The 23,906-nt window shown below is 64.0% G+C and carries 20 protein-coding genes; 10 read left to right on the top strand and 10 right to left on the bottom strand.

What is annotated here, in order from left to right; genetic code table 11:
* Positions 1 to 2 precede the first annotated feature (2 nt).
* The 5 genes from ACSFA3_RS20185 (at position 3) to ACSFA3_RS20165 (ending at position 7,602) form a co-directional block, all read left to right on the top strand.
* Positions 3 to 1,535, top strand: coding sequence for a sigma-54-dependent transcriptional regulator (locus tag ACSFA3_RS20185; protein ID WP_435507272.1), 1,533 nt, complete (start codon positions 3 to 5; stop codon positions 1,533 to 1,535).
* Positions 1,528 to 2,097 carry a 1,6-anhydro-N-acetylmuramyl-L-alanine amidase AmpD gene (gene ampD / locus ACSFA3_RS20180; RefSeq protein ID WP_435507271.1) on the top strand — a complete coding sequence of 190 codons (570 nt, stop codon included), beginning with the start codon at positions 1,528 to 1,530 and terminating at the stop codon, positions 2,095 to 2,097. Before ACSFA3_RS20185 ends, ampD begins: the two co-directional genes overlap by 8 nt.
* A gap of 293 nt (positions 2,098 to 2,390) precedes the next feature.
* Positions 2,391 to 5,372 carry a ribonucleoside-diphosphate reductase subunit alpha gene (locus tag ACSFA3_RS20175; protein WP_435507270.1) on the top strand — a complete coding sequence of 994 codons (2,982 nt, stop codon included), beginning with the start codon at positions 2,391 to 2,393 and terminating at the stop codon, positions 5,370 to 5,372.
* 162 nt (positions 5,373 to 5,534) lie between these two features.
* Positions 5,535 to 6,776: a ribonucleotide-diphosphate reductase subunit beta gene (locus tag ACSFA3_RS20170; RefSeq protein ID WP_435507269.1), complete on the top strand. Its 1,242-nt coding sequence runs from the start codon at positions 5,535 to 5,537 to the stop codon at positions 6,774 to 6,776.
* A gap of 196 nt (positions 6,777 to 6,972) precedes the next feature.
* Positions 6,973 to 7,602 carry a histone H1-like DNA-binding protein gene (locus ACSFA3_RS20165; protein ID WP_435507268.1) on the top strand — a complete coding sequence of 210 codons (630 nt, stop codon included), beginning with the start codon at positions 6,973 to 6,975 and terminating at the stop codon, positions 7,600 to 7,602.
* A 64-nt stretch (positions 7,603 to 7,666) separates the two neighbouring features.
* On the opposite strand, the gene ACSFA3_RS20160 is transcribed toward ACSFA3_RS20165, so the two are convergent.
* The 7 genes from ACSFA3_RS20160 to ACSFA3_RS20130 form a co-directional block, all read right to left on the bottom strand.
* A complete protein-coding gene (locus ACSFA3_RS20160; protein ID WP_435507267.1) occupies positions 7,667 to 8,578 on the bottom strand; it encodes a carbohydrate kinase family protein in 912 nt (303 codons plus the stop codon).
* Positions 8,579 to 8,641: 63 nt separating this feature from the next.
* Positions 8,642 to 9,808, bottom strand: a complete 1,167-nt coding sequence (locus ACSFA3_RS20155; RefSeq protein WP_435507266.1) for a zinc-ribbon and DUF3426 domain-containing protein — start codon at positions 9,806 to 9,808, stop codon at positions 8,642 to 8,644.
* A 16-nt stretch (positions 9,809 to 9,824) separates the two neighbouring features.
* Complete coding sequence (gene prmA, locus ACSFA3_RS20150; protein WP_435507265.1) at positions 9,825 to 10,709, bottom strand: 50S ribosomal protein L11 methyltransferase; 885 nt, start codon at positions 10,707 to 10,709, stop codon at positions 9,825 to 9,827.
* Positions 10,710 to 10,788: 79 nt separating this feature from the next.
* Positions 10,789 to 12,138 (bottom strand): acetyl-CoA carboxylase biotin carboxylase subunit, encoded by a 1,350-nt coding sequence (accC, locus tag ACSFA3_RS20145; RefSeq protein ID WP_435507264.1) that lies wholly within the window; start codon positions 12,136 to 12,138, stop codon positions 10,789 to 10,791.
* Positions 12,139 to 12,140: 2 nt separating this feature from the next.
* Positions 12,141 to 12,593 carry an acetyl-CoA carboxylase biotin carboxyl carrier protein gene (accB, locus tag ACSFA3_RS20140; RefSeq protein WP_435507263.1) on the bottom strand — a complete coding sequence of 151 codons (453 nt, stop codon included), beginning with the start codon at positions 12,591 to 12,593 and terminating at the stop codon, positions 12,141 to 12,143.
* 141 nt (positions 12,594 to 12,734) lie between these two features.
* Positions 12,735 to 13,283, bottom strand: a complete 549-nt coding sequence (locus ACSFA3_RS20135; RefSeq protein WP_435507262.1) for a TlpA family protein disulfide reductase — start codon at positions 13,281 to 13,283, stop codon at positions 12,735 to 12,737.
* Positions 13,280 to 13,876 (bottom strand): hypothetical protein, encoded by a 597-nt coding sequence (locus ACSFA3_RS20130; RefSeq protein ID WP_435507261.1) that lies wholly within the window; start codon positions 13,874 to 13,876, stop codon positions 13,280 to 13,282. The genes ACSFA3_RS20135 and ACSFA3_RS20130 overlap by 4 nt, the downstream gene beginning before the upstream one ends.
* A 35-nt stretch (positions 13,877 to 13,911) precedes the next feature.
* Here ACSFA3_RS20130 and mpl point away from each other — a divergent pair, with 35 nt between their 5' ends.
* A complete protein-coding gene (mpl, locus tag ACSFA3_RS20125) occupies positions 13,912 to 15,312 on the top strand; it encodes a UDP-N-acetylmuramate:L-alanyl-gamma-D-glutamyl-meso-diaminopimelate ligase (protein WP_435507260.1) in 1,401 nt (466 codons plus the stop codon).
* A gap of 2 nt (positions 15,313 to 15,314) precedes the next feature.
* Here the strand turns inward: mpl and ACSFA3_RS20120 are convergent, their stop codons facing one another.
* The 3 genes from ACSFA3_RS20120 to rodA all read right to left on the bottom strand — a co-directional run bounded on the left by ACSFA3_RS20120 (position 15,315) and on the right by rodA (position 19,430).
* Entirely contained in the window at positions 15,315 to 16,433 is a 1,119-nt protein-coding gene (locus ACSFA3_RS20120; protein WP_435507259.1) for a 3-deoxy-7-phosphoheptulonate synthase, read from the bottom strand.
* Between the two features lie 228 nt (positions 16,434 to 16,661).
* Positions 16,662 to 18,134, bottom strand: coding sequence for a metalloprotease TldD (gene tldD, locus ACSFA3_RS20115; RefSeq protein WP_435507258.1), 1,473 nt, complete (start codon positions 18,132 to 18,134; stop codon positions 16,662 to 16,664).
* A 141-nt stretch (positions 18,135 to 18,275) separates the two neighbouring features.
* Positions 18,276 to 19,430, bottom strand: a complete 1,155-nt coding sequence (rodA, locus tag ACSFA3_RS20110) for a rod shape-determining protein RodA (protein WP_435507257.1) — start codon at positions 19,428 to 19,430, stop codon at positions 18,276 to 18,278.
* Between the two features lie 37 nt (positions 19,431 to 19,467).
* Here rodA and ACSFA3_RS20105 point away from each other — a divergent pair, with 37 nt between their 5' ends.
* The 4 genes from ACSFA3_RS20105 to aroE are packed head-to-tail and all read left to right on the top strand — an operon-like array spanning position 19,468 to position 23,900.
* Positions 19,468 to 20,055, top strand: a complete 588-nt coding sequence (locus ACSFA3_RS20105) for a YqiA/YcfP family alpha/beta fold hydrolase (protein ID WP_435507256.1) — start codon at positions 19,468 to 19,470, stop codon at positions 20,053 to 20,055.
* Positions 20,056 to 20,084: 29 nt separating this feature from the next.
* Positions 20,085 to 22,160, top strand: coding sequence for a ribonuclease catalytic domain-containing protein (locus ACSFA3_RS20100; RefSeq protein WP_435507255.1), 2,076 nt, complete (start codon positions 20,085 to 20,087; stop codon positions 22,158 to 22,160).
* A 5-nt stretch (positions 22,161 to 22,165) separates the two neighbouring features.
* A complete protein-coding gene (locus ACSFA3_RS20095) occupies positions 22,166 to 23,029 on the top strand; it encodes an energy transducer TonB (RefSeq protein WP_435507254.1) in 864 nt (287 codons plus the stop codon).
* Between the two features lie 25 nt (positions 23,030 to 23,054).
* Entirely contained in the window at positions 23,055 to 23,900 is an 846-nt protein-coding gene (aroE, locus tag ACSFA3_RS20090) for a shikimate dehydrogenase (RefSeq protein WP_435507253.1), read from the top strand.
* The last annotated feature ends 6 nt before the right edge of the window (positions 23,901 to 23,906 follow it).

The following is a 23,906-nucleotide window of genomic DNA, read 5'->3' as shown; positions in this document are numbered from 1 at the left end:
GCGTGAGTACACCCGCCGCTTCGCCACCGAAAACCGTGCAGATCCTGGTCGTCGACGACGAGCCGGACCTGCGCACGCTCTATGAACTGACCTTGCTGCGCGAGGGCTACCGCGTCGAGGCTGCGGGCACCGTGGCCGAGGCGCAGCGCCTGCTCGATGCCTCGCGCTTCGACGTGGTGATCACCGACATGCGTCTGCCGGACGGCCTGGGCATGGAAATCCTGCAGCGCGCGCAACGCGACCAGCGCGGCGAACGCTGCATCGTGATGACGGCCTACGGCTCGGCGGAGAACGCGGTCGAGGCGCTCAAGGCCGGCGCCTTCGACTACCTGACCAAACCGGTCGACCTGAAACAGTTTCGCGGCGTGGTCGCTGCCGCGGTGCAGGCGCAGCCGGTGGCAATCAAGCCGGCACGAACATCCGCCGACGACAGCGGAAAGACGATCGCAACCGCCGTCACCGTCCTGCCCGACGGCGTCGGCATGGCGGCGCTCGACCGGCTGGTCGGCGATTCGGAGCCGATGCGACGCGTCAAGTCGCGCATCGCAAAGGTAGCGCGCGGCATGGCGCCGGTGCTGGTGCGTGGCGAATCGGGAACCGGCAAGGAACTGGTCGCGCGCGCGGTGCATGCGTGCAGCCAGCGAAGCGACGGGCCGTTCGTCGCCGTCAACTGCGGCGCGATTCCCGAAAACCTGCTCGAAGCCGAATTCTTCGGCGCACGCAAGGGTTCGTACACCGGTTCGGCAGCCGATCGCGACGGCTATTTCCAGGCTGCGCGCGGCGGCACGCTGTTTCTCGACGAGATCGGTGACCTGCCGCTCGCCATGCAGTCCAAGCTGCTGCGTGCGATCCAGGAGCGCAGCGTGCGGCCGATCGGCTCGACGCAGGAAGACGCCGTCGATGTCCGCATCGTCAGCGCGACGCACAAGGATCTGCAGGCCGAGGTTCAGTCCAGCCGGTTCCGCCAGGACCTGTTCTACCGGCTGAACGTGATCGAGATCGCGGTGCCCGCCTTGCGCGACCGCCGCGAGGACCTGCCGGTGCTGTGCGCTGCGCTGCTCTCCCGCATCGCGCATGACGCGGGCATGCCGGTGCCGGTGCTGTCCTCCGGCGTCGTCGACGAGCTGGCTTGCCAGCCGCTGCATGGCAACGTGCGCGAACTGGAGAACCTCCTGCATCGCGCGGTGGCGCTCAACGACGGCGACGAACTTCACCTGGATTTCATGGGCGGCGAAGCTGCGCCGAACCTGGCGGTCTCATCGCCTTCGGCAGCCACGGCCACGGCTCCGGTGTTTCAGGCACAGGCGACCGCTTCGCCGTCGGACGTTCCGGCCGACCTGCAGGTCTACCTTGACCAGCAGGAGCGTGAAATCCTGGTGCGGGCGCTGCGCGAAAGCAGCTTCAACCGCACTGCCGCGGCTGCACGCCTCGGCCTGAGCCTGCGGCAGATCCGCTACCGCATTGCGCGTCTGGGCATCGCGATGCCGAACGGCGACGACGCGCCGGCCGGGCCAGGCGGATTCGCCGATGAGTGAGCGCACGTGGCGGGACGGGTGGTACGAGCCGGCAAAGCAGCTGCCCTCGCCGAACTTCGGTCCGCGACCGACCGGTACGGCGGTCGACCTGATCGTCCTTCATTCGATCAGCCTGCCGCCCGGCATCTACGGCGGCGACGAAGTGCAGCAGTTCTTCACTAACCGGCTCGACTGGAGCGCGCATCCGTACTTCGAGCGGATCCGCGGGATGGAGGTTTCGGCGCATTTCTATGTGCGGCGCGACGGAGCGCTGTGGCAATTCGTGAGCTGCGACGAGCGTGCGTGGCATGCCGGCGCGTCTTCATGGCGCGGCCGCTCCAACTGCAACGACTTCTCGATCGGCATCGAACTCGAAGGACTCGAAGGCGAAACCTTTGAGCCGGCGCAATACGACACCCTGGCGCGTCTTTGCCCGGCGATCGCGGCCAAATACCCGATCGACGGCATCGCAAGACACTCCGACATCGCACCAGAACGCAAGATCGATCCAGGCCCCGGGTTTGATTGGAACCTTCTTCTTACTCTTCTTGGCTGGAACGACAAAGCAACACCATCGGGTTAAAAAAAGACTTTTTTCAGCTGCTCGCCCGGCAGCAGTCGCGCGGCGCCTGAAACCTAGAAGGCATGCGGCTTCCAGCAGAAATGCGCCGAAAAGACGGTGTCCAAGAATCGGAAAAGCACTACAGGTAGTGGGTTGTAGACCTTTCTGACCCCAGATATAGTGTCCGTCTGCCCAAACGCGTCCGATGTCGAACTTCGGTCGCCGGCACAGAAAACGCTGTCGAAACATAGCCCATGCGTACTGCCTAGCGCGTTTGCGGCTCACCCAGACAAATCCGCCACACCGAGGACTCAATGCAAACAGCATCCAACACGCCATCGACCTCCCGCGTCCCGAATACCGCTCCGCGGCCTTCCGGCGCGACGACCCAGCGCGACGTCGCCGCACCCATCGAAAGCGAAGCGCTGGCGCACTACCAGATCATTCGCCGCAACGGGTCGGTCGTTCCTTTCGAGCCGAGCAAGATCGCCATCGCGATGATGAAAGCCTTCCTGGCCGTGCATGGCACCCAGGGCGCGGCTTCGGCCAGCGTGCGCGAAACCGTCGACACGCTCACCCAGAATGTCGTGCGCGCCATGATGCGTTCGCGTCCGGGCGGCGGCACCTTCCATATAGAAGACGTACAGGATCAGGTCGAACTCGGCCTGATGCGCGGCAGCCACCACGAAGTCGCGCGCGCCTACGTGCTCTATCGCGAACGCCGCATGCAGGAGCGCGCCAAGCAGGATGCGCAGGTTGCGCCTGCAGTGCCGACGATTCATGTGCTCGACAACGGCCAGCGCGTCGCGCTCGACCTCAACGAGCTCAAGGGCCTGATCGAATCCGCCTGCGAAGGCCTGGGCGACACCATCACCGCCGCACCGATCGAAGCCGAGACGATGCGGAACCTCTACGACGGCGTACCGCTCGACGAGGTCTACAAGGCGTCGATCCTGGCGGCACGCACGCTGATCGAGAAAGACCCCGACTACACCTTCGCCACCGCACGCCTGCTGCTGCACACGATCTTCAAGGAGATCATCGGCCGCGAAGTGATGCCGGTGGAGCGCTCGCAGGCCTACGTCGATTACTTCCCCAAGTTCATCCAGAAGGGCGTCGACAACGAACTGCTCGATGCCGAACTGCTCAAGTACGACCTGCCGCGCCTGGGCGCCGCGCTCAAGGCCGAGCGCGACCTGCAGTTCGACTACCTCGGCCTGCAGACGCTGTACGACCGCTACTTCCTGCACGTCCGCAAGACCCGCATCGAACTGCCGCAAGCCTTCTTCATGCGCGTCGCGATGGGCCTGTCGCTCGGCGAGAAAGACCGGGAAGCGCGTGCCATCGAGTTCTACGAAGTGCTGTCGTCGTTCGATTTCATGTCGTCGACGCCGACACTGTTCAACGCCGGCACGCTGCGCTCGCAGCTGTCGAGCTGCTACCTGACGACGGTGCCCGACGACCTCGGCGGTATCTACGAGTCGATCAAGGAAAACGCGCTGCTGTCGAAATTCGCCGGCGGCCTCGGCAACGACTGGACGCGTGTCCGCTCGCTCGGCAGCCACATCAAGGGCACGAACGGCGAATCGCAGGGCGTGGTGCCGTTCCTGAAGGTGGTGAACGACACGGCCGTCGCCGTGAACCAGGGCGGGAAGCGCAAGGGCGCGGTCTGCACGTACCTCGAAACCTGGCATCTCGACATCGAGGAGTTCCTGGAGCTGCGCAAGAACACCGGCGACGACCGCCGCCGCACGCACGACATGAACACCGCCAACTGGATCCCCGACCTCTTCATGCGTCGCGTGATGGAAAAGGGCAACTGGACGCTGTTCTCGCCCAACAACGTGCCTGAGCTGCACGACCTGTTCGGCGCCGAATTCGAGACCGCCTACGTCGCCTACGAAGCCAAGGCCGCACGCGGCGAGATCACGCCGTCGCGCACCGTTCCGGCGAGCGACCTCTGGCGCAAGATGCTGACGATGCTGTTCGAGACCGGCCATCCGTGGATCACGTTCAAGGATGCCTGCAACGTGCGCTCGCCGCAGCAACACGCCGGCGTGGTCCACTCGTCGAACCTCTGCACCGAGATCACGCTGAACACCAGCGACGAGGAAACCGCGGTCTGCAACCTCGGCTCGGTCAATCTGCTGCAGCATCTGAAGGACGGCACACGCGACGCCAACGGCGTTGCCACCAAGGTTCTGGACCAGGCCAAGCTCAAGAAGACGATCTCGACCGCGATGCGCATGCTCGACAACGTGATCGACATCAACTACTACGCGGTCGAGAAGGCGCGCACGTCCAACCTGCGCCATCGTCCGGTCGGCCTCGGCCTGATGGGCTTCCAGGATTCGCTGTACGAACTGCGCATTCCGTATGCATCCGACGCAGCCGTGCAGTTCGCCGACGAATCGATGGAAGCGATCTGCTACCACGCCTACTGGGCATCGACCGATCTGGCAAAGGAGCGCGGCACCTATTCGAGCTACAAGGGCTCGTTGTGGGACCAGGGCATCCTGCCGATCGACACGCTCGACATGCTCGAAAAGGCACGCGGCGGTTACGTCGAGGTCGACCGCTCGACCACGCTCGACTGGGACACGCTGCGCCAGAAGATCAAGACCGACGGCATGCGTAACTCGAACTGCGTCGCCATCGCACCGACCGCCACGATCTCCAACATCATCGGCGTCGACGCGTCGATCGAACCCTGCTTCGGCAACCTGTCGGTCAAGTCGAACCTGTCGGGCGAATTCACGGTCATCAACCATTACCTGGTGCGCGACCTGAAGCGCCTCGGACTGTGGGACGACGTGATGGTCATGGACCTGAAGCACTTCGACGGCTCGCTGCGTCCGATCGATCGCGTGCCGCAGGACATCAAGGCGCTTTACGGCACGGCGTTCGAAGTCGAAACCAGGTGGCTGGTCGAGGCTGCGGCACGTCGCCAGAAATGGATCGACCAGGCGCAGTCGCTCAACATCTACATGGCCGGCGCCTCGGGCAAGAAGCTCGACGAGACCTACAAGCTCGCCTGGCTGCGCGGCCTGAAGACGACCTACTACCTTCGCACGCAGAGCGCGACGCACGCCGAGAAATCGACCGTGCAATCGGGGCGTCTGAACGCGGTTTCTTCGGGCGGCAGCAGCGACTCATCGACATCGTCCGCAGCACCTGCGGGCATGAGCGCGATCGAAGCGGCAGCGATGGCTGCGCAGGCGCAACTCAACTCGATTCCGGCAACCGACATCGCGTTCTGCGGCGTCGACGATCCGACCTGCGAAGCCTGCCAGTGACGTCGGCCTGATGCGAAGTTGGTTCGCGGCATCGCCTGACAAAAATAGCGATGCATGCGGACAACATAAGCATGAATAAGCACGAGATAATTCGGGCGCGGTGAGAGCTGCAATTTGCAACCCTTCATCGTTGCTCACATAATTTGAGCATTGGATTTTTCTATGTTGACCTGGGACGAAGAAGTCAAACCATCCGCGCAAGAAGAGGTGCTGCAAGAGCCGCATCGCTCATCGCAAAACGACGTGCCACGCGCACGCTCGATGGACCTCCCGACCGCGCAAGTCGCTGCAGTCGCACCTTCGGTGGCAGTCGCTTCAATCGCAACGCCGCCCGCAACCACTGCAATGACTGCGACAACCGCTGTTCCTGCAGTTCCCGCCGTCGCACGTCGCGTCAATGCGGCCGACAAGCGCATCATCAACGGCCAGACCGACGTCAACCAGCTGGTGCCGTTCAAGTACAAGTGGGCCTGGGAAAAGTATCTCGCGACCTGCGCCAATCACTGGATGCCTCAGGAAGTGAACATGACGCGCGACATCGCGTTGTGGAAAGACCCGAATGGTCTGACCGAAGACGAGCGTCGCATCATCAAGCGCAACCTCGGTTTCTTCGTGACCGCCGATTCGCTGGCCGCGAACAACATCGTGCTCGGCACGTACCGTCACATCACTGCGCCCGAATGCCGCCAGTTCCTGCTGCGCCAGGCATTCGAGGAAGCGATCCACACGCACGCTTACCAGTACATAGTCGAATCGCTGGGTCTGGACGAGAGCGAGATCTTCAACGCGTACAACGAAGTCGCGTCGATCCGCAACAAGGACGAGTTCCTGATTCCCTTCATCGAAGCGATCAGCGATCCGCACTTCAAGACCGGCACGCACGAGACCGACCAGACGCTGCTCAAGTCGCTGATCGTCTTCGCATGCCTCATGGAAGGCCTGTTCTTCTATGTCGGCTTCACGCAGATCCTCGCACTCGGCCGCCAGAACAAGATGACCGGCGCCGCAGAGCAGTATCAGTACATCCTGCGCGACGAATCGATGCACTGCAATTTCGGCATCGACCTTATCAATCAGCTCAAGCTCGAGAACCCCGAGCTCTGGACGCCTGAATTCAAGGCCGAGATCAAGGAACTGTTCCTGAAGGCCGTCGAGCTCGAATACCAATATGCCGAAGACACCATGCCGCGCGGCGTGCTCGGCATGAACGCCTCCATGTTCAAGGGCTACCTGCGCTATATCGCCAATCGGCGCGCGCAGCAGATCGGCCTCGAGACCCTTTTCCCGAACGAGGAAAACCCGTTCCCGTGGATGAGCGAAATGATCGACCTGAAGAAAGAGCGCAATTTCTTCGAAACCCGCGTGATCGAATACCAATCGGGCGGCGCTCTCTCCTGGGATTGAATTTTCAAAGACAACCGCAAGTGGAATCAGGAATTGCCTTCGCCGTCGATCGTGCCAGAGAGCACGGCGATGCCGGGGGCGCAGGTGTTCATGGTGCTGGAGCTTGATATCCAACACCATGGATCACATCGCGTACACAAGCGTGCGCGGCGTGCTCAAAGAGGTTGATTTTTCAACTTGATCAAGGAGAAAGAAAATGGCAACTGCAAAGAAAGCACCGGCTAAAAAAGTCGCTGCGAAGAAGGCCGCACCGGCCAAGAAGATCGCTGCTGCAAAGAAGGCACCCGTCGCCGCAAAGAAGGTAGCGGCGAAGAAGGCTCCGGCAGCAGCCAAGAAGGTCGCTGCGAAGAAGGCTGCACCGGCAACCAAGACCGCTGCAAAGAAGGCGCCGGCAACGAAGGTCGCATCGAAGAAGGTAGCCGCCAAGAAGGCACCGGCGACCAAGACTGCTGCAAAGACGTCCGCCAAGACCTCTGCGAAGACTCCTGCCAAGAAGACCACGGCAACCAAGGCAGTGACCAAGACCGCGGCGAAGAAGGCCCCGGCCAAGAAGGCTGCTGCAGTCAAGACCGCTGCGAAGACCGCGACCAAGAAGGCGCCAGCGAAGAAGGCGGCGGCCAAGAAGACGGCCGCCAAGAAAGCTGCGAAGAAGCCCGCTGCCGCCCCCCAGCCTGCCGCCAAGCCTGCGGTGAAGACTGCGGTTGCCAAGAAGGCAGCCAAGGCGCCTGCGAAAACGACGGCAGCCGCTGCAGCCCCGGCACCTTCGGCTCAGACGACGCTGAACCCGCAAGCCGCCTGGCCGTTTCCGACCGCCAGCAAGCCCTGAGTCTCTGCGGCTCGAAGCCCTTGGAAAAGGGCACGACCCGGTGTCCGCAAGGCACCGGGTTTTTTTACGCCTGCAGGATTCCGAGTGCAGAGCGATCGACCGTGTAATTCTGCGGTCCGCGTTGGGCGATCTTCAGCGCACCCAGCTTGTTGCCGAGCGCCGCGCAGTCGGCCAGCGACCAGTTCTTCTCCAGTCCGAACAGCAGCGCACCGCGCCAGGCATCTCCGCAGCCGGTCGGATCGACGATGGCCTCGGGCGTCACGGCCGGCACGTGCGTGCGCTCGCCGTCAATCCACACGTCGCAACCTTCCGCTCCAAGCGTCACGATCAGTCCGCGCACGCGTCGCGAAATCTCGGCGTTGTCCCAGCCGGTGCGATCGCTCAGCATCTTGCCTTCGTAGTCGTTGACGGTGACCCAGTCGGCCTGCTCGATGAAGCGCGCGAGTTCGTCGCCGTCGAACATCGGCAGTCCCTGGCCCGGATCGAAGACGAAGGGAATGCCCGCCACCTTGAATTGCTCGGCATGCTGGAGCATCGCATCGCGGCCGTCCGGCGAGACGATGCCGATGCGGATGTCGTCTCGCGCCTCGATCTTCGTCAGGTGCGCCTGCTGCATGGCGCCGGGATGGAAGGCGGTGATCTGGTTGTTCGACAGATCGGTGGTGATGAAGCACTGGGCGGTATAGCTGTCGTCGATCGTGCGGATGAATTCGGTACCGATGCCCAGTTCGCGCAGCCGTGCGATGTATTCCGCGCCGTCGCTGCCGACGGCCGCCATCGGCAGCGCATTGCCGCCGAGTGCGTTGAGCGCATAGGCGATGTTGCCGGCGCAGCCGCCGAAGTCGCGTCGCAACGCCGGCACCAGGAACGACACGTTGAGGATGTGAAGCTGGTCGGGAAGGATCTGGTCGGCGAACCGGCCCTCGAAAGTCATGATGGTGTCGAACGCGAGCGAACCGCAAATCACTGCTGCCATGGGTAGACCTGAAGAATGAGGAAGGAAGAGAGGGAAACCCCGGAAAGCGCCTGGACAGCGCGCTCAGGGATAGAACGCGGCAATGCCGTAGCCGGCAACCGGCGCCAGCGCGGGTGCCGCGGAAAGCGCCAGCGGCAGCGTGGTCGAGCGCTCGGTGCTCGCGGGGAGCACGTCGGGTGCGTTGAAGTCGGCGGGCAGGAGCACGCGCCTGACGACGGCCTGCTCCTGCGTATCGAGCAGCGTCAGTTCGACAGCCGGCATGGCGAGCGGTACCGCAGCGCGATTGCGCAATGTGAAGCTCAGTTGATAGCCCTCGCCGCTCGGATCGCGCGCAAAGGAAGCACCGTCGATGGTGATCGAATCGATGTGCCGAAAGGCGGAAACCGCGCAACCGGCGACTTTGCACATCGCAGTCAACGCCGGTTGAAACGCCGGTTGTCGGGCAGCGATCGCGTCGCGCGACTGGTAGACCATCTGCGCGCCCAGCAGCACGACTGCGCCCGCGCTGATCGTCCGCAATGGAAGGCGGTCGAGGCCCGGTATGCGCCGCAACCAGCGTTTGAGGGTTCCCTCAGGCCGGTCGAGCGTTGCAAAACCGCTGGTTTCGCCCTTCGATGCGGAATCCTGCTCTGACGTGCTCGAGGTCGGTGCAGCGGGCTCCGCCAACGCGGACGCGCGCGCAACATCGAATGTCGCGTCCGGCGCAGCAACGGGAGTTGCAGCAGTTGCAGCAGTTGCAGGAGTTGCAGCGATCGCAGTGGCTGCAGACGGCAGCGATGCCTCGGAGGCCATCGTGCCGGCGCCGGGTTTGAGCTCCAGCGACGGCCATTGGCCGAGCCAGGGCGCAGGAACCTGCTGTACTGCTGCGTCCGTTGAAACCGGATCATCCTCCGGCAGCCGATCGTCGGCGGGCTCCGTTGCGCGCGTGCCTTCGTCGACCGCAGTCTCGACAGGCGGTGCGCCGGGAAAGGCGGAAAAATCAGGGAAGTCGAATGCGGACCGGTCGGGCATTCCGGAGGCAGGAATCGCAGAAGCTACAGGTGCGGCAACCGCCGTTTCTGTCGGATCGGGCAGGTCAGCCTCGACTGCTCCCGGCTCCTGCATGTTTTCGTTGCCGTCGAAGATCTCGCTGCAGCGGCCGCAACGCACCCAGCCGTCGGAAATCCGGAGTTGATCCGGCACCACCTTGAAAGTGGTGCCGCAGGCGGGGCATCGGGTGGCGAGACTCACGGCAGCGATCTCGATGTCAAAGACGTGCCGTCATCAATATCCAGCCGTCCTCGCTGTCGCTGACTTCGAGCGCGGCGTAAGGCGCATAGGCCGCCTTCAGCTCCTCGGCCTGGCGCTCGAGAATACCTGCGAGCACTAGCGAACCGCCGCCTTTCACATGCGCGCACAGCAACGGCGCAAGCACCTTGAGCGGCGTTGCGAGGATGTTTGCGAGAACGATGTCGTAGCGACCCGTCGCAGCGTCCGGCAGGCCGGCGTTCAACTCGACGTTGTTGGCCTCGGCATTGAGACGGGTGGCCTCGACCGCAGCGGGATCGATGTCGACCGCGTCGATTTCCGATGCGCCGAACTTCGCCGCGCCGATGGCAAGGATGCCGGAGCCACAGCCGTAGTCGAGCACGCGGCCGAGCGAGCGGTCCGGTCGAGTGGCTGTCCAGCGCAGGCACATGCGTGTCGTCGGATGCGTGCCGGTACCGAAAGCCAGTCCGGGATCGAGCCTGATGACCTGTCGCGCCTGCGCCGGCGGCTCATGCCACGTCGGCACGATCCAGAATTCGGGCGTGATCTCGACCGGCGTGAATTGCGACTGCGTGAGCCGGACCCAATCCTGCTCCGGCACGCTTGCCACGCCAAGCAGTTCGCAATCGACGAAGAAATCCTGCACCGCGAGCACCGCAGCGGCTTCCCGCGCCAGTTTCTCGGATTCGAACAGCGCGATCACGCGCGACCGCTGCCAGCCGTCCTTGGGCGGCGGCATGCCGGGCTCGCCGAACAGCGCCTGCTCGGCATCGGTCTGCGCATCGGCGTCCTCGACCGACACGCTCAGCGCATCGAGTGCGTCGAGCGCATCGCTCACCGTTTCGACTCGGCCTTCCGGCGACATCAGACGAAGCTCAAACATGACAATTCCCTTTTCTTCGTCAAGAGCACCCGGAGGCGATCGGGCCCTGCCACGCGAAGTCGGCAAGCCTGGGGGCGAATCACCGTGCTCGCGCTGCCAGCCACTCTTCGAGATAGTGGATGTTGGTTCCACCTGCCATGAACTTCGAATCGACCATCAGCTCGCGGTGCAGCGGGATGTTGGTCTGGATGCCTTCGATCACGGTCTCGTTCAGCGCCGTGCGCATGCGTGCAAGCGCCTGGTCGCGGGTGTCGCCGTGCACGATGATCTTGCCGATCATCGAGTCGTAGTTCGGCGGCACGAAATAGTTCGTGTAGACATGCGAATCGACGCGCACACCGGGACCGCCCGGCGGATGCCACATCGTCACGCGGCCTGGCGACGGCGTGAACTTGTAGGCATCTTCCGCATTGATGCGGCACTCGATCGAATGGCCGCGCATCTCGATCTGGCGCTGCGTGAACGGCAGTTTCTCGCCGGCGGCGACCATGATCTGCGTCTTCACGATGTCGATGCCGGTCGTGAATTCCGTCACCGGATGCTCGACCTGCACGCGCGTGTTCATCTCGATGAAATAGAACTCGCCGTTCTCGTACAGGAACTCGAAGGTGCCGGCACCGCGGTAACCGATCTTCTTGCACGCTGCTGCACAACGCTCGCCGATCTTCTCGATCAGCTTGCGCGGAATGCCCGGCGCCGGCGATTCCTCGATCACCTTCTGGTGGCGGCGCTGCATGGAGCAATCGCGCTCGCCCAGATAGACCGCGTTCTTGTACTTGTCGGCGAGGATCTGAATCTCGATGTGGCGCGGGTCCTGGAGAAACTTCTCCATGTAGACCGCCGGATTGTTGAAGGCCGCACCGGCCTCCGCCTTGGTCATCTGGATCGCGTTGATCAGCGCCGCTTCGGTATGCACCACGCGCATGCCGCGACCGCCGCCGCCGCCCGCAGCCTTGATGATCACCGGATAGCCGATGGCGCGCGCGATGCGCTTGTTGGTCATCGCGTCGTCGGAGAGCTCACCTTCGGAGCCCGGCACACACGGCACGCCGGCCTTGATCATGGCCTGCTTTGCCATGACCTTGTCGCCCATCGTGCGGATGTTTTCCGGCGTCGGGCCGATGAACTGGAATCCGCTCTGCTCGACGCGCTCGGCGAAATTGGCGTTCTCGCTCAGGAAGCCGTAGCCGGGATGGATGGCTTCGGCGTCGGTCACTTCGGCGGCAGAAATGATGGCCGGCATGTTGAGATAGCTCAGCGCGGACGGCGCGGGGCCGATGCACACGGCCTCCTGCGCGAGCTTGACGTACTTGGCATCGCGATCGGCTTCCGAATAGACCATCACGGCCTTGATGCCGAGTTCGCTGCAGGCCCGCTGGATTCGAAGCGCGATCTCGCCGCGGTTGGCGACCAGGATCTTCTTGAACATGGTCACTCGATGATGAACAGGGGTTGGCCGTATTCGACCGCCTGGCCGTTCTCACCCAAAATCTGCGTGATCGTGCCCGACTTGTCGGCTTCGATCTCGTTCAGGATCTTCATCGCTTCGATGATGCAGACGGTTTCGCCTTCCTTGACCTGGCTGCCGATTTCCACGAACGCGGCAGCGCCCGGGCTCGACGAGCGATAGAAAGTGCCGACCATCGGCGACTTCACGACATGGCCGGTCGCAGCGGCCGGCGCAGGTGCGGCCTCGGCCACAGGCGCGGCGGCGGATGCAGGCTGGGCTGCAGCGGGAGCTGCCATGGACTGTACATATTGGACCGGGGCGGCAATGCCACCCTTGACGATCCGGACCTTGCCTTCGGCTTCGGTGATTTCCAGTTCGGAAATATTCGATTCAGACACCAGGTCGATCAGTGTCTTGAGTTTGCGCAGATCCATGGGACTCCATTGCCGGTCAGCCCGGCTATTCGGATTTAACTTGCCTGAAAATCGCTGTAAATCGGCTTACTTAAGTCTAAGTAAGCCTAATCAAGCGTTCAGACGTCAACTACCGGCAACAGCCGTTTGTGCGGCCGGATTCTAACTGTGAAGTTGTGCACGCTGCCACGTGTCGAGGTCGGCAGCTTCGAGCTTGCCCATTTTACGCGCCGCGACACCGCCTCCCGCAGACACCACCAGCGTGAACGGGAGGCCTCCCGCCGTGTTTCCCAACTGCTTCATCAACTCGGTTCCCGCCAGGCCGGTAATGCCGATCGGAAACGTCACCGGCGTCTTGCCCAGGAACTTCTGCACTGCAGCAGGCTGATCCACCGCCAGTCCCACGACTTGCCAGCCGTTGGCCGCCTGATCGACGAAGAAACGATCGATCATCGGCAGCTCCTCAATGCACGGAGGACACCAGGTGGCCCAGAAATTCACCAGCAGCGGCTTTCCGCGAAAGCTGGCGAAATCGAGTTGTCCGCCGTCCGACCGATCGAAACGACCGGCCCAGAAGTTGCCGTCGAGGGCCTCCAGGCCGCCGCCTTCAGTGGGCAGGTGGCGAATCAGCCCTGTTCCAACCCCGATGACGCCGGCAGCGGCGGCAACGCCGCCCACCACGAGGGCGCGCCGTTTCGTCGATAGCTTCATGCCTTCGATTCTTTCTCGATCAGCTTCCGCAACCCCGTCGCATCTCCACGCGGCGTACGGCCCTGGGCATCCGGCTTGAGTGCGCCACGCAGATCGTCGAGGTCGTACACGAGCAGATGGACACCGACCTCTTCCCCCAGTTCGCGGCTCATTGCATGGACGCTCAACGCCTCGACCTTCTCTCCGTGAAAACCCGTCACCATGCGCGGTTCGTAATCCACGTGATGGTCGATGAGGGCGATTTCCGCAGATTTCGAATCGTCGCAGAACAGCTGTATGTAGATGTCGGACAGCCGTGTCGCCGTCCCGTGCCAGACCGCACCCCCGACATACGGACGGAAAGCGGCCATGCGCGACATCCATTCCAGCGCCAGCAGCCGTAGCGCGTGCAATTCACGGGGCTGGGTATCGGCGCAGAACATCTGGATGTAGTCGCGCACCTCGGCCTCGACTTCGTCGTTGTTGGGCAGGGCAGTGCGCGCCGGCAGACCCATTTCCTTGATCGCGCGCCGCTTTGCCGGCCCGTACTCCATCCCGTCCTCGACGATGAGACGGGAGGCGACGGCGGCGATTTCGCGCTTGAGCGTGTCCATCCGGGCATTTTGCCCGCTTCCCTAGAATTGGACGGATGCATATTCATATCCTCGGCATCTGCGGCACCTTCATGGGTGGCGTTGCCGCGCTGGCGCGTGAAGCCGGCCACCGTGTCACCGGCTGCGACGCCGGCGTCTACCCGCCGATGAGCGATCAGCTGCGCGCGCTGGACATCACATTGATCGAAGGTTTCTCCGCCGACCAGATGGCGCTGAAGCCCGACATGTTCGTCGTCGGCAACGTCGTCTCTCGCGCCCGCCTGGCCGACGGCACGCCGAAATTCCCGCTGATGGAAGCGATCCTCGATGCCAGCGCGCCCTACACCAGCGGGCCGCAGTGGCTGGCCGAGCATGTGCTGCAGGGTCGGCATGTGCTCGCGGTAGCCGGTACGCACGGCAAGACGACGACGACCTCGATGCTAGCCTGGATCCTCGAATGCGCCGGCCAGGCGCCCGGCTTCCTGGTCGGCGGCGTACCGCTCGATTTCGGCGTTTCGGCACGGCTCGGCGCGCAGAAGAGCTTCGTGATCGAGGCCGACGAATACGACACCGCCTTCTTCGACAAGCGCAGTAAGTTCGTCCATTACCGACCGCGAACCGCGATCCTGAACAACCTGGAGTTCGATCACGCGGACATATTCGACGATCTCGCTGCCATCGAGCGCCAGTTCCATCACCTGGTTCGCACCGTTCCTGCGAGCGGGCGAGTGGTCGTCAACGGCACCGAGGAGAGCCTGCGACGAGTGCTCGCGCAAGGCTGCTGGAGCGAAATCTCGCGGTTCGGAGCCGCGGAAAGCGCCGACTGGCAGGCGGACGGCGCGCACGACGCTTTCGATGTGCGCCTGCGCGGCGAGAAGGTCGGTCGGGTCGAGTGGGCCTTGTCCGGCCTGCACAACCAGATGAACGCGCTGGCTGCAATTGCAGCGGCCGAACATGTCGGCGTTGCGCCGGCGGAAGCGGCTTCGGCGCTGGGCACTTTCCGCAACGTGCGTCGCCGGATGGAGTTGCGCGGCACCGTCACGCGCCCGGATGGCCTGATCACCGTCTACGACGATTTCGCGCACCATCCCACTGCCATCCGCACCACGCTCGACGGCTTGCGACGCCAACTCGACGGTCAGGGCCTGAAGGCCGACCGTATCGTCGCGGTGTTCGAGCCGCGCAGCAACACCATGAAGCTCGGCACGATGGCCGCGCAGCTGCCGTGGAGTCTCGAAGCGGCCGATCTCGCCTTCTGTCACAGCGGCGGCCTGGGTTGGGATGTGTCGTCGGCATTGGCGCCGATGGGGCAGCGGGCCAGCACGATCGACGCGATCGAGCCGCTTGTCGCGCAGGTCGCGGCGGCTGTGCGGCCAGGCGATCACATCGTCTGCATGAGCAACGGAGGCTTCGGCGGCGTGCACGACAAGCTGCTCGCCGCCCTGAAGCTTCGTTAGCTCTAGCCGCGACGGTTCTTCACTGCCTGCGACAGGGTTTCGAGCACCTGCTCCGAATCGTCCCAGCCGATGCACGCATCGGTGATGCTCTTGCCGTACTCGAGTCCGGCGATCGGGTTCACGCCTGGCGTGAACTTTTGAGCGCCGGCCGTCAGGTGGCTTTCGACCATCACGCCGAACACGTGGCGGCTGCCGGTCGCGATCTGGTTGGCGATGTCGGAGGCGACGTCGATCTGCTTCTGGTGCTGCTTGGAGCTGTTGGCATGGCTGCAGTCGACCATCAGGGTCGGGCGCAAGCCGGCGGCTTCGAGGTCGCGGCAGGCGGAGCCGACACTTTCGGCGTCGTAGTTCGGCGCCTTGCCGCCGCGCAGGATCACGTGGCAATCCTTGTTGCCGTTCGTCTGCACGATCGCGACCTGGCCGTTCTTGTGCACCGACAGGAAGTGATGACCGCGCGCGGCCGCCTGGATGGCGTCGGTGGCGATGCGGATGTTGCCGTCGGTGCCGTTCTTGAAACCGATCGGTGCAGAAATGCCAGACGCCAGTTCGCGGTGTACCTGGCTCTCGGTGGTACGCGCGCCGATCGCGCCCCAGGAGATCAGGTCGGCGATGTACTGCGGCGAGATGACGTCGAGGAATTCGCTGCCTGCCGGCAGGCCGATGCGGTTGATGTCGATCAGCAGCTGGCGCGCAATGCGCAGGCCTTCGTCGATACGGAAGGTTTCGTCCAGGTACGGATCGTTGATGAGGCCCTTCCAGCCGACCGTCGTGCGCGGCTTCTCGAAATAGACGCGCATCACGATTTCGAGCGAATCGGCGTATTTGTCGCGCATGACCTTGAGACGGCGCGCGTACTCGAGCGCGGCGGCCGGATCGTGGATCGAGCATGGACCCATGATCACCAGCAGCCGATCGTCCTCGCCGGCCATGATGTTGTGGATGTTCCGGCGGGTATCGGTGATCAGGGATTCGACAGCCGTTCCGCGTATCGGGAAAAAGCGGATCAGATGTTCGGGAGGGGGGAGCACGTTGATGTCCTTGATGCGTTCGTCGTCGGTCTGGCTGGTTTTTTCGACGCTCGCATACCAGCTGTCGCTGGTGGGGGCGGTGGGGTGGATCATCGTGAGGCTCCTGGGGATCGTTGGAACTGAACAATTGAGAACAAAAAAAACCGCCGGGCTTTAGGCGCCGGCGGTTTTGGGAGGTTTTCTTGTCTGATCGCTTTTTAGGCGCTCACCTCTCGTCCGCCGGAAACCGGGAACCAAAAGTAGCCATAAAAGTAAGAGCGGACGGAAGACATCGGCAGCGAATCTAACACAGTTGAAAAGATGCGAATCGGTTCGACGTCGTCAGGCCGTACCGCCGACCGTGAGCCCGTCGATGCGAAGCGTCGGCTGTCCGACACCGACCGGCACGCTCTGGCCTTCCTTGCCGCAGGTGCCGACGCCGGAATCGAGCGCCATGTCGTCGCCGATCATGGTCACGCGGGTCAGCGCGTCCGGGCCGTTGCCGACGATGGTCGCGCCCTTGACCGGATACTGGATCTTGCCGTTCTCGACCCAGTACGCCTCGCTTGCCGAAAACACGAACTTGCCGCTCGTGATGTCGACCTGACCACCGCCGAAGTTGGTGGCGTACAACCCCTTCTTGATGCTGGCCACGATCTCTTCCGGCTTGCGGTCGCCGCCCAGCATGTAGGTATTGGTCATGCGCGGCATCGGCACGTGGGCATAGCTCTCGCGACGGCCGTTGCCGGTCGCCTTGACACCGGTCAGGCGGGCATTCATCGAATCCTGGATGTAGCCCTTGAGGATGCCGTCCTCGATCAGCACGTTGCGCTGGCTGGCGTTGCCTTCGTCGTCGACATTGAGCGACCCGCGGCGATCGGCGATGGTGCCGTCGTCGAGCACCGTGACGCCCTTGGCTGCCACACGTTCGCCGATGCGTCCGGAGAACGCGCTCGAACCCTTGCGGTTGAAGTCGCCTTCCAGCCCGTGGCCGATGGCTTCGTGCAGCAGGATGCCAGGCCAGCCCGGGCCGAGCACGACGACCATTTCGCCGGCTTTCGCAGGACGCGATTCGAGGTTGGTCAACGCCGACTTGACTGCGTGATCGACGTATTCGGCGATCTGTTCGTCGGTGAAATAGGCAAGTCCGAAACGCCCGCCGCCACCGCCTGAACCGATTTCGCGTCGGGCGACACCACCGACCGTCTGCTCGGCGATCACCGTGACCGACAGCCGCACCAGCGGACGAACGTCGGCCGCCAGCGTGCCGTCGGCGCGTGCGATGAGCACCACGTCGTACTCGCTGGCCAAACCGGCCATCACCTGCGCCACGCGTGGGTCGCGGCTGCGGGCGAGTTGCTCGACCTTTTCGAGCAGCTTGACCTTGGCAGTGCTGTCGAGTGTGGAAATCGGATCGACGCCGTTGTAGAGCGACCGGCTCGATGCGATCTTGCGCGTCGGCACCTTGGCGCGACCGCTGCGGGCGGCGGAAGAAATCGACCGCACCGTGCGCGCAGCATCGAGCAGCGAGGCTTCGGAAATGTCGTCGGAATACGCGAAAGCCGTCTTTTCCCCGCTGACCGCCCGCACACCGACGCCCTGGTCGATGCTAAAGCTGCCGGTCTTGACGATGCCTTCTTCAAGGCTCCAGCCTTCGCTGCGCGTGTACTGGAAGTACAGATCGGCATCGTCGACCTTGTGCGCCTTGATCTCGGCCAGCGCCTTGCTCAGGTGCGACTCGTCGAGTCCGAAAGGCGTGAGCAGCAAACCTTGCGCGACGGCAAGGCGTTCGATGGTGGGTTCGCGAGAAATCATGACCTGGATTATTGCTCGCCCCCAGGCTGCGCGGCACTTCGTGTCCGCTTCGCCTTCCCCCTACCGGGGGCAACACCGGCGGCCGGGCGGAGCCCGTTCCGCGGTGTTTTGCGAAGGGAGACGCGCGGCACGCGCAGTGGTTTAACTCTGCATCAGGCGTCTGGCGCGTGCTATTGACATCAGGATGCCTAGCGCGAGGCCCAGCGTCACCATCGCGGTGCCGCCGTAGCTGATGAAGGGTAGCGGCACGCCGACGACGGGGAGGATGCCGCTGACCATGCCCATGTTCACGAAGGCATAGGTGAAGAAGATCATCGTCACCGCGCCGGCCAGGAGGCGGGAGAACAATGTGGGCGCGTCGAGGGCGATCTTCAGGCCGCGGAAGATCAGGAAGATGAAGGAAACGATCAGGAACAGGTTGCCGGCGAGGCCGAATTCTTCGGAATAGGCGGCGAAAATGAAGTCGGTGGTGCGCTCGGGGATGAATTCCAGGTGCGTCTGTGTGCCCTGCATGAAACCCTTGCCGCCGATGCCGCCGGAGCCGATCGCGATCATTCCCTGGATGATGTGGAAACCCTTGCCGAGCGGGTCCTTGGTCGGGTCGAGCAGCGTGCAGACGCGCTGCTTCTGGTAGTCGTGCAGCACGCGCCAGTCGACGCCGTCGGCGCACAGTTGCGACTCGAAACCGACGATCAGCGTCACCGCGACCAGCCCGATCAGCACCGGCGGCACGATCAGCTTCCAGCTCAGTCCGGCGAAGAAGATCACCGACAGCCCCGCAGCGAGCACCAGCAGCGAGGTGCCGAGATCGGGCTGCTTCATGATGAGACCGACCGGAATCACCAGCAGCACTGTCGCCGCAGCGAAATCGAGCGGCCTCAGCTGCCCTTCTCGGCGCTGGAACCACCATGCCAGCATCAGCGGGGTGGCGATCTTCAGGATTTCGCTGGGCTGGATCACCATGCCGACGTTGATCCAGCGCTTGGCGCCCTTCTTGGTGATGCCGAAGACGGCAACCGCGATCAGCAGTGCGACGCCGGTGATGTAAAGCGGCACGGCGAGCGACATGAGGCGCTGCGGCGGTATCTGCGCCACAACGAACATGATGAAGCCGGCGATCAGCATGTTGCGGCCGTGATCTACGAAGCGCGTGCCGTGCGCGAACCCCGACGAATACATCGTCAGCAATCCGGCGCAGACCAGCAGGAACACCGCGAACGCAAGGAATCCGTCGAAGCCCTGGAAAACAGGCGCGATGCGCCGGGCGAAGGAAGGTTGCTGGAAGACGGCCGACATGGACACGGATTATCGTCGGGACATACCATTCCGTCCCATGCCGATCACCCACCTTCTCTACCTGCACGGCTTTCGCTCGTCGCCGCAATCGCTCAAGGCCCGTCTGGTGGCTGCACGCATCGCCGAGCGCCATCCGGAGGTGCAGTGGTGGTGTCCGCAGCTGCCGCCCTCCCCGCGCGAAGCGATGGACATGGTGATGCGCGGCATCGCCGACTGGCCGCGGGAATCGATGGCGACGATAGGCTCGTCGCTCGGAGGCTACTACGCCACCTACGTGACCGGAATGACGCGCTGCCGCACGGTGCTTCTCAACCCGGCGGTCGATCCGGCCCGCGATCTGGCGCGCTACATCGGCGAGCAGACGGCCTGGCACGATCCGCAGGAGCACTTCTATTTCAAACCGCAGTTCATCGGCGAACTGCGGGCGCTGGAGACCGGCCCGCTGACACTGCCGGAGCGGGTCTTTGCGATCGTCGCGAAGGGCGACGAAGTGCTCGACTGGCGGGAGATGTCGGCGCGCTACCCCGGCAGCCCGATCCGGCTGCTGGAAGGCGGCGACCACGCCCTGTCGGATTTCGAGACACACCACCTCGACGACGTGATGGCGTTCCTCGACCTGCTCTGAGCCAAATCCAGCATGGGACAATCTCATCCATGTTTGTATTGTTCGAAGAAGCCGGCAAGTACCTCGGCGGCCGCGTGTTATCCGAAGCCGAAGCGTCGGCGCAGGTCGAGCTCGACACTGGAAAACGCCTCAAGGTCAAAAGTGCGCACATCGTCCTGCGTTTCGAGAAACCCGCACCTGCGGAGCTGATCGCCGAGGCGCGTGCGCTTGTGGCAACCATGGACCTGGACATGGCCTGGGAATTCGCTGCCGAAGGCGAGTTCGGCTTCGCGGATCTCGCGGTCGACTATTTCCAGGCCAGTCCGACTTTGGTGCAACAGGCTGCCGCGCTGTTCGCCCTGTTCGAGGCGCCGCATTATTTCCGCCGCGCCGGCAAGGGCCGATTCAAGAAGGCGCCGGCCGAAATCGTCCAGCAGGCGCTGGCCGCCATCGAGAAAAAGAAGCAGGTGCTCGCGCAGATCGCCGAATGGGCGGCGCAGCTGGTCGCCGGCGAATGCCCGGCGCCGGTGCGCGAACAGCTTTTCAAGATCCTGTTCAAGCCCGACAAGAACGCGCCCGAATACAAGGCGGTGGTCGAAGCTTCGCGCACGGCGCAGCGTCCGCCGCTCGAACTGCTCGAAAGCGCGGGCGCCATCGATTCCCCGTACCAGTTCCACTGGCGGCGTTTCCTGTTCGAGAACTTTCCGAAGGGCACGGGCTTTCCGGCGCTCAGTGCACCGGCCATCGCCGACGACCTGCCGCTCGCTGCGGGTGTCCAGGCGTTCTCGATCGACGATTCGCAGACCACCGAAATCGACGATGCGCTTTCGGTGCAGGGATTGGGCAGCGGCACGGTGACGATCGGCGTACACATTGCCGCGCCTGCGCTTGCGCTGGTGCCAGGGAGCGCGATCGACCAGGTGGCGCGTGCGCGCATGTCGACCGTCTACATGCCGGGCTACAAGATCACCATGCTGCCCGACGACGTCGTGCAGACGTACACGCTGCTCGAAGGCGGCGACCGCCCCGCCGTATCGCTCTACGCGCAGTTCGACGAGACCACGCTCGAGCTGAAAAGCACCGAGACGAAGCTCGAGCGCGTGCCGATCGTCGCCAACCTGCGCCACGACCAGCTCGACGAAATCATCACGCAGCCCTGGCTCGAAGACGCCGCGGTCGTGACAGCCGACACGCCGGATGCAGTGACTGCGCTGCGCGATCCGCTGAGCTTTCTTTTCCGCCTCGCGAAACAGCTCAAGGCACAGCGCGAAGTCGTGCGCGGCAAGCCGGAGAACTTCAACCGGCCCGACTACAACTTCCGGCTCGCCGGCAACGAAGGCGAACCGGTAGGAAACGAAACGGTCAGCATCACGACCCGCCAGCGCGGCGCGCCGCTCGACCTGATCGTCTCCGAAGCGATGATCCTGGCCAACAGCAGCTGGGGCGCGATGCTCGGCGAGATCGGCGTGCCGGGCCTGTACCGCAGCCAGGCCAGCCTGGCGCCGGGCGTCAAGGTGCGGATGGGCACGCGCTCGCTGCCGCATGCCGGCCTCGGCGTGAAAAGCTACGCGTGGAGTACGTCGCCGCTGCGCCGCTACACCGATCTGGTCAACCAATGGCAGATCATCGCAGCGGCGCGCCACGGCAAGACCGCCGCGCTGGCAGCGCCGTTCAAGCCGAAGGACGCCGACCTGTTCTCGATCCTCTCGGGCTTCGATGCCGCCTATGCAACCTACAACGCCTATCAGGGTGGCATGGAGCGCTTCTGGACGCTGAAGTACCTGCAGCAGCAGGGCATCACCGAACTGGAGGCGACCGTGATCAAGGACCTGCCGAACGGCGCGCTGGTCCGTGCGGACACGCTTCCGCTGGTGTTTCCGGTAGCCGGCCAGCAACAGCGCGGCGCGCGCCTTCGCGTGAAGCTGGGCGAGATTGACGAGATCGCACTCGACGTGCACGGCACGGTGCTCGAACGACTCGATCTGCCGACGGATGCCGCAGAAGCCGCACCGGACGACGGCGGCGAGGACGATGCAGAGGACGCGGCCGGCCCGATCGCCATCGCTGTCGACATGACCGACAGCGAGGCCGGTACCGAGAACGGCACGGAGCGCGCGCCAGCCTGAACGGCATGAAGTTCACGAACCTGAGCACGCTGCAGATTGCGCTGGGCCTGTCGGTTCTGGCGCATGCGGCGTTGCTGGCGGTGCGCTTCGTCGATCCGCAGTCGTTCGACCGGATGTTCCAGGAGACGCCGCTCGAGGTCATCCTGGTCAACGCGTCCACCAACGAGCGGCCGGACAAGGCGACCGCGGTGGCGCAGAAATCGATGGCCGGCGGCGGCGACCTCGATCGCGGCCGCGCGACCAGCCCGCTGCCGCCGTCCGCCTTCAATGCCATCGGCGATTCGAGCGAGGACGCGCAGCGTCAGGTCGAGGCGATGCAGGCGCAGCAGATGCTGCTGCTCTCGCAACTCAAGCGACAGCTCGCGACGCTGACCGTGCCCGATGCGCAGCAGCAGAACAGCCCGAGCCCGGTAGAGGCCAAGGCGCGCGAGGAGAAGCGCAAGCAGCTGGTGAATCTGCTCGCCGAGATCGAACGCCGCGTCAACGAAGAGAATGCCCGGCCGCGCAAGCTTTATGTCAGCCCGTCGACGCGCGAGGCTGCCTACGCGACCTATGTCGACGGCCTGCGCCGCCGGATCGAGGCGCGCGGCACCGAGAACTTTCCCGAGATCGCCGGCCGCAAGCTCTACGGCGAGTTGACGATGATGGTCACGGTGAACTACGACGGCCGGCTGATCGGGATGGAGATCGTCGCCTCGTCGGGCAACGTCGCGCTGGACCGTCGTGCGCAGGCGATCGTCGGCAGCATCGGCAACTTCGGCGCTTTTTCGCCAGCCATGCGCAAGCAGGCCGACCAGATCGTGCTGCCGTCGCGCTTCCGCTTCACGCGCGACGAGACGCTCGAGACGCAGCCGTCGGTATCGCAGTAACCCACAACCGAATTTAAACCGCAACATGGACCTCTACTGTGTGATGGGCAACCCGGTGGCGCACAGCCGCTCGCCGTGGATACACGCCCGCTTCGCCGAACTCACCGGCGAAGCGATTTCATATGAACGCAGGCTCGTGCCCATTGGCGGTTTTGCAGAAGCCGTGGTTGCCTTCCGCGCAGAAACGGCCGGCACCGCACGCGGTTGCAACGTGACCGTGCCCTTCAAGTTCGACGCCGGTACGCTGGCCGCGGAGCATCTCAGCCCGCGTGCCACGCTGGCAGGTGCGGTAAATACGCTGAGCTTCGCGGCCGACGGCGTGCACGGCGACAACACCGACGGCGCCGGACTCGTTGCAGACATCCGGCGCAATGCCGGCATTGCGCTGTCGGGGCGCGACGTGCTTCTGATCGGCGCCGGCGGCGCATCGGCCGGCGTGCTCGGCCCGCTGATCGAAGCCGGCGCGCGGCGCATCGCGGTCGCCAACCGGACGCTCGACAAAGCCGTCGCACTGGTGCAGCGGCATGCGGCACTGGCTTTCGAGCATGGCGTACGGATCGAGGCGCAGGCGCTGGATGCCGTCGACGGCAAATTCGACGTCGTCGTCAACGGCACGGCCTCCAGCCTTGCAGGCGCTGAGGTGCCGGTTGCAGGGGGCGTGCTCGAGCCAGGCGCTCTGGCGCTGGACATGATGTACGGCCCCGCTGCAGACGGCTTCATGGCCTGGGCACGTGCGCACGGTGCCATACCGCGCGATGGCCTCGGCATGCTGGTCGAGCAGGCGGCCGAAGCCTTCACGATCTGGCGTGGCGTGCGGCCGCCGGCTGCGCAGGTGCTGGCCGAGCTGCGGGCGCTGCTCGCCGCCGCCTGAGCGACA

The organism is Variovorax glucosi (genome assembly GCF_051216695.1).
GTDB lineage: Bacteria > Pseudomonadota > Gammaproteobacteria > Burkholderiales > Burkholderiaceae_C > Variovorax.
Note: the sequence above shows the minus strand (reverse complement) of the source record. Positions and strands in the feature narration are given on the sequence as shown.